Raw genomic sequence first — 5,046 nt, 5'->3', positions numbered from 1 at the left:
GACTTCCTTGCCGATGCCGTCGCCGGGAATCACGGCGATGCGGAAGATGGGGTGCATGGGGTGTCTCCGGTAGGGATCGCCTGTGTTTCAGGCCGCGGCGGCCAGCACGGCCGGTGCGCCGGCCCTCTCCTCCAGCCAGCCCTGGCGCAGCTCGGGCACCGAGCGCGCCAGCAGTTCGTAATACGGGTGGTGCGGCCCGCGGTCGTAGTCGGCGCGCGCCACCTGCGCGAGTTTGCGGCCGTGCTGCATGACGACGATCTCGTCGCACACGGAGCGCACGGTGTGCAGGTCGTGGCTGATGAAGAGGTACGACACGCCCAGTTCGCGCCGCAGCTCGGCCATCAGGTCGAGCACGGCGGCACCCACCACGGTGTCGAGCGCGGAGGTCACCTCGTCGCACAGGATCAGGTCGGGGTCGGCCGCGAGCGCGCGGGCCAGGTTGACCCGCTGCTTCTGCCCGCCCGACAGGCCGCCGGGCAGGCGGTCCGCCACGCTGTGCGGCAGCTTGACCAGGTCGAGCAGCTCGCGGATGCGCCGCTGCAGCGCCTCGCCCTTGAGCCCCTTGTAGAACTGCAGCGGCCGGGCCAGGATGCGCTCGATGGTGTGCGATGGGTTGAGCGCCGTGTCGGCCATCTGGAACACGATCTGGATGCGGCGCAGCTCTTCCTTGGTGCGGGCGCCCAGCGTGGTCTTGAGCTCCGAGTTGCCGAACAGCATGGTGCCGTGCCAGGGCTGGATGAGCCCGGCGATGGCGCGCGCCAGCGTGGTCTTGCCCGAGCCCGATTCGCCGATGACGCCGATGGCCTGGCCGCGGTAGAGCTTGATGTTGATGTCTTCCAGGATGAGCGAGGCGGGGCGGCGGGTGGCATCCACCGGGCCGTAGCCGGCGGACAGGTCGCGCACATCCAGCAACAGCTCGCCTTCGCCCCGGCAGTGCTCGGCCACGCGCGGCGTGGGGCGCGCGGCGGCCAGCAGGCACCGGGTGTACTGGTGGGCCGGCGCGGCGAGGATGTGCGCGGTGGTGTCCACCTCCTGCATCTGGCCGTTGCGCAGCACGAGGATGTGGTCGGCCATTTGCGCCACCACGGCGAGGTCGTGGCTCACGTAGACGGCGGTGGCGCGGCGTTCGCGCACCACGCGGCGAAAGGCGAGCAGCACTTCGATCTGCGTGGTCACGTCCAGCGCGGTGGTGGGCTCGTCGAGGATGACGAGGTCGGGGTCGGTGATGAGCGCCATGGCGGCCATCAGCCGCTGCAGCTGCCCGCCCGAGACCTGGTGCGGGTAGCGGTCGCCGATGGTGTCCGGGTCGGGTAGCGCGAGTTCGCGGAACAGCTGCACCGCCTTGGCTTCGGCCTCGGCGCGCTTCATGGTGCCGTGGATGCGGGTGGGCTCGACCACCTGGTCCATGATGGTGCGCGACGGGTTGAACGACGCTGCGGCGCTCTGCGCGATGTAGGCCACGGTGCGCCCGCGCAGCGCGCGCTGGGCGGCGGGCGCCAGGTGCAGCACGTCGACGTCGCCGATGCGCACGCTGCCGCCGGAGATGGTGCAGCCGTGCCGTGCGTAGCCCATCAGCGCGAGCGCCGTGGTGGTCTTGCCGGAGCCGGATTCGCCGATGAGCGCCAGCACCTCGCCGGGCGCGATGGTGAAGCTCAGCGCATCGACCAGCGTCTGTTCGCCCGCGGTGATGCTCAGGTCTTGGACGACAACGGATGCCCCCATGTTCAACGCCCTCCGCGTTCGCGGGCCGCACGGCCCGGCAGGTTGTCGATGACGAGATTGACCGCGATGGTCAGGCTGGCGATGGCCAGCGCCGGCGCGATGACCGAGGCGCCGGCGTCGGGCAGCGCGCCGATGTTCTCGCGCACCAGCGATCCCCAGTCGGCCGCGGGCGGCTGGATGCCCAGGCCCAGGAAGCTCAGGCCGGCGAGCAGCAGCACCACGTAGACGAAGCGCAGCCCCAGGTCGGCCAGCATGGGGCCGACGATGTTGGGCAGGATCTCGCGCAGCATGATGTAGAGCGTGCCCTCGCCCCGGGTGCGCGCCACGGTGACGTAGTCGAGCGCATTGATGTTGACGGCCAGCGACCGCGCGATGCGGTAGGCCCCCGGGATGTAGATGACCGCCGCCGTGGCCACCAGCATGGCGACGGACGAGCCGAAGCCGGCCACCAGGATCAGCGCGAACATCTTGCTGGGAATGGCGGTGAGGGTGTCCAGCACGCGGCTCAGAATGGTGTCCACCTTGCCGCCCATGGCGGCGGCGAACAGCGCCAGGGCCGTGCCCGTGCCGCTGGCCAGCAGGGTGGCCAGCAGGGCCACGCCCACGGTGTAGCGCGCGCCGTCGATCACGCGCGCCAGCATGTCGCGGCCCAGGTAGTCGGTGCCCAGCCAGTGTTGGGCGCTGATGGGCGCGAACACGTCGGAGCCGCCGCCCGCCTGCAGCGGGCCCGGCAGCAGCATGGGACCGGCCAGGGCGGCCAGCATCCAGCACAGCAGCACCGCCAGGCCGATCAGGCCGGAGATGCCGAAGCCCGAGAGCCAGCGGCGCACCGCGTGGCGCGGCGTGGCGGGCGGGCCGGAAGGGTGGGTCAGGGAATCCATGGGTCGGCCCTTCGGTGTGGTCAGCGGTGGCGCAGGCGCGGGTTGGCGAGGATGCCGCACACGTCGGCCGCCGTCACCAGGATCAGGTAGCCCGCGCAGAAGATCATGGCGCAGGTCTGCACCAGCGGCATGTCGCGCTGGGTCACGCCATCGACCATGAGCTTGGCGATGCCGGGGTAGTTGAAGATGGTCTCGATGATGATGACGCCGCCCAGCAGGTACGACAGCGACAGCGCCACCGCATTGGCGATCGGCCCGATGGCATTGGGCAGCGCGTGGGCCATGACCATGCGCAGGGGCGAGGCGCCCTTCAGGCGCACCATCTCGATGTAGGGCGCCTCCAGCTGGTCGATGACGGCGGCGCGGCTCATGCGCATCATCTGCGCGACGATCACGCAGCACAGGCTGAGCACGGGCATGGCGAAGGCCCGCAGCATCTGCCCCACCGATTCGATGTCGCTCACGTAGGACAGCGCGGGCAGCCATTTGAGCTTGACGGCGAACACCAGCACCGCCAGCGTGGCCACCAGGAACTCGGGCACGGACACCACGGCCACCGCCGCCGACGAGGCCAGGCGGTCGAACCACGAGCCGCGCCACACGGCCGAGGCGATGCCCAGGGTGAGCGCGATGGGCACCGAGAACAGCGCGGTCACGGCCGCCAGCAGCAGCGAATTGGGCAGGCGGCTGGCCACCAGTTCGCCCACCGGCATCTGCGTGGTGACCGACTGGCCCAGGTCGCCGCGCACGATGCCGCCCAGCCAGCGCAGATAGCGCAGCGGGGCCGGCACGTCCAGCCCCATCTGGGCGCGCAGCGCGGCGAGGGCCTCGACCGTGGCGTCCTGGCCCAGCTGCTCCTGCGCGGCGTCGCCCGGCAGCACGGCGGTGATCGAGAAAACGATCACCGAGACCGCCAGCAGGGACAGCAGCGCCAGCAGGATCCGCTGGACCAGGAGCTTGAGAATCACACGGTTCATGGCGCGGCGGCTTCCAGTGCTCGGTGCGTGCGGGGCGTCAGGCTTCGAGCCAGACGTGCTCGGCGAAAGAGTAGCCCATCAGGCCGCCCAGCGGAATCGGGGACAAGCCCTTGAGCTTGGTGGAATGTCCGTCGATGCTGGCCAGGAACAGCGGAATGCCGATGCCCGCCTCCTGGTGGATCATGGTCTGCATGTCGGCATACATCTGGCGGCGTTTGGCCAGATCGGTCTCGGCGCGCGAGGCCAGCAGCAGCTGGTCGAACTGCGGGCTCTTCCAGCGCGACTCGTTCCAGGCCGCATCGGACTTGAAGAACTGCGTCAGGATGGTGTCGGCGCTGGGGCGCGGGTTCACGTTGCCAAAGCCCACCGGGCTGTTGAGCCAGTGGTTGGACCAGTAGCCGTCGGCCGGCATGCGCTTGATGTCCAGGTCCAGGCCGATGCGCTGCCCCGACTGCTGCAGCAGCAGCGCGGTCTCGGTCGAGTACATGGCGGCCGGCGAGGTGACCACCGGCACCTTGCCCGTCACGCCCGACTTCTGCAGGTGGAACTTGGCCTTGTCCAGATCGAACGTGCGCTGCGGCAGGTCCTTGAAGTAGAACCGGTTGGTCGGGTCGATGGGCTGGTCGTTGGCGATGACGGCGTAGTCGAGCGCGATGCTCTTTTTCATCTGCTCGCGGTCGAACAGGTACTTCATCGCCAGGATGAAGTCGGGGTTGGCGCCCGGGCCCATGTCCTTGCGCAGGATGAGGTCGGAGTACTGGCCCGACTGCGTGGTGAAGATGGCGTAGCCGGGCGTGCCCTTGACCCGTGCCACGGCGCGCGGATTGACCGAGGCCACCAGGTCCATGCCGCCCGACAGCAGCGCGTTCACGCGGGCGCTCTCGTCGCCGATGCCCACGAACTCGATCTCGTCCAGGTAGGGCTTGCCGGGCTTCCAGTAGGCGTCGTTGCGCACCATCAGCGACCGCACGCCGGGCTTGAACTCCTTGAGCTTGTAGGGGCCGGTGCCGATGCCGGCGTTGAAGTCGGTGGTGCCTTCCTTGACGATGTGGAAGTGGAAGGTGCCCAGGATGACCGGCAGGTCGGCGTTGGGCGCGCTCAGCTCGATGGTCACCTCGTTCGGGCCCGAGGCCTTGACGGTCTCGATCTGGTCGGCCAGCACCTTGGCCTTGGAGGCCGTGGCCGGGTCCTTGTGGCGCAGGATGGAGAACACCACGTCGGCCGGCGACAGGGCCTTGCCGTCATGGAAGGTGACGCCCTTGCGCAGGGTGAACACCCAGGTCTTGGCGTCCTGCGTGGCGGACGATTCGGCCAGCGCGGGCTGCGGCGTGAGCGAGCCGTCCAGCACGAACAGGCCGTTGTAGAGCATGGTGCCGCGCGAATAGTCGGTCTGGTTGGACTGCTTGGCCGGGTCCAGCGTGTCGGTGGCCGCGGCCGTGGCGCCGGCCACGCGGATGCGGCCGCCG

At 69.7% G+C, this 5,046-nt stretch carries 4 protein-coding genes; all 4 read right to left on the bottom strand.

The window, feature by feature from the left end; genetic code table 11:
• Positions 1–87 precede the first annotated feature (87 nt).
• Positions 88–1,722, bottom strand: a complete 1,635-nt coding sequence (locus AC27KI_RS18330; protein WP_487115133.1) for an ABC transporter ATP-binding protein — start codon at positions 1,720–1,722, stop codon at positions 88–90.
• Positions 1,723–1,724: 2 nt separating this feature from the next.
• Positions 1,725–2,603: an ABC transporter permease gene (locus AC27KI_RS18325; protein ID WP_317355827.1), complete on the bottom strand. Its 879-nt coding sequence runs from the start codon at positions 2,601–2,603 to the stop codon at positions 1,725–1,727.
• A 20-nt stretch (positions 2,604–2,623) separates the two neighbouring features.
• Complete coding sequence (locus AC27KI_RS18320) at positions 2,624–3,580, bottom strand: ABC transporter permease (protein WP_272568392.1); 957 nt, start codon at positions 3,578–3,580, stop codon at positions 2,624–2,626.
• A gap of 37 nt (positions 3,581–3,617) precedes the next feature.
• The coding region (locus AC27KI_RS18315) for an ABC transporter substrate-binding protein (protein WP_487115131.1) at positions 3,618–5,046 on the bottom strand (1,429 nt) is incomplete at its 5' end.

The organism is Acidovorax sp. KPB24-03 (assembly GCF_057546605.1).
Note: the sequence above shows the minus strand (reverse complement) of the source record. Positions and strands in the feature narration are given on the sequence as shown.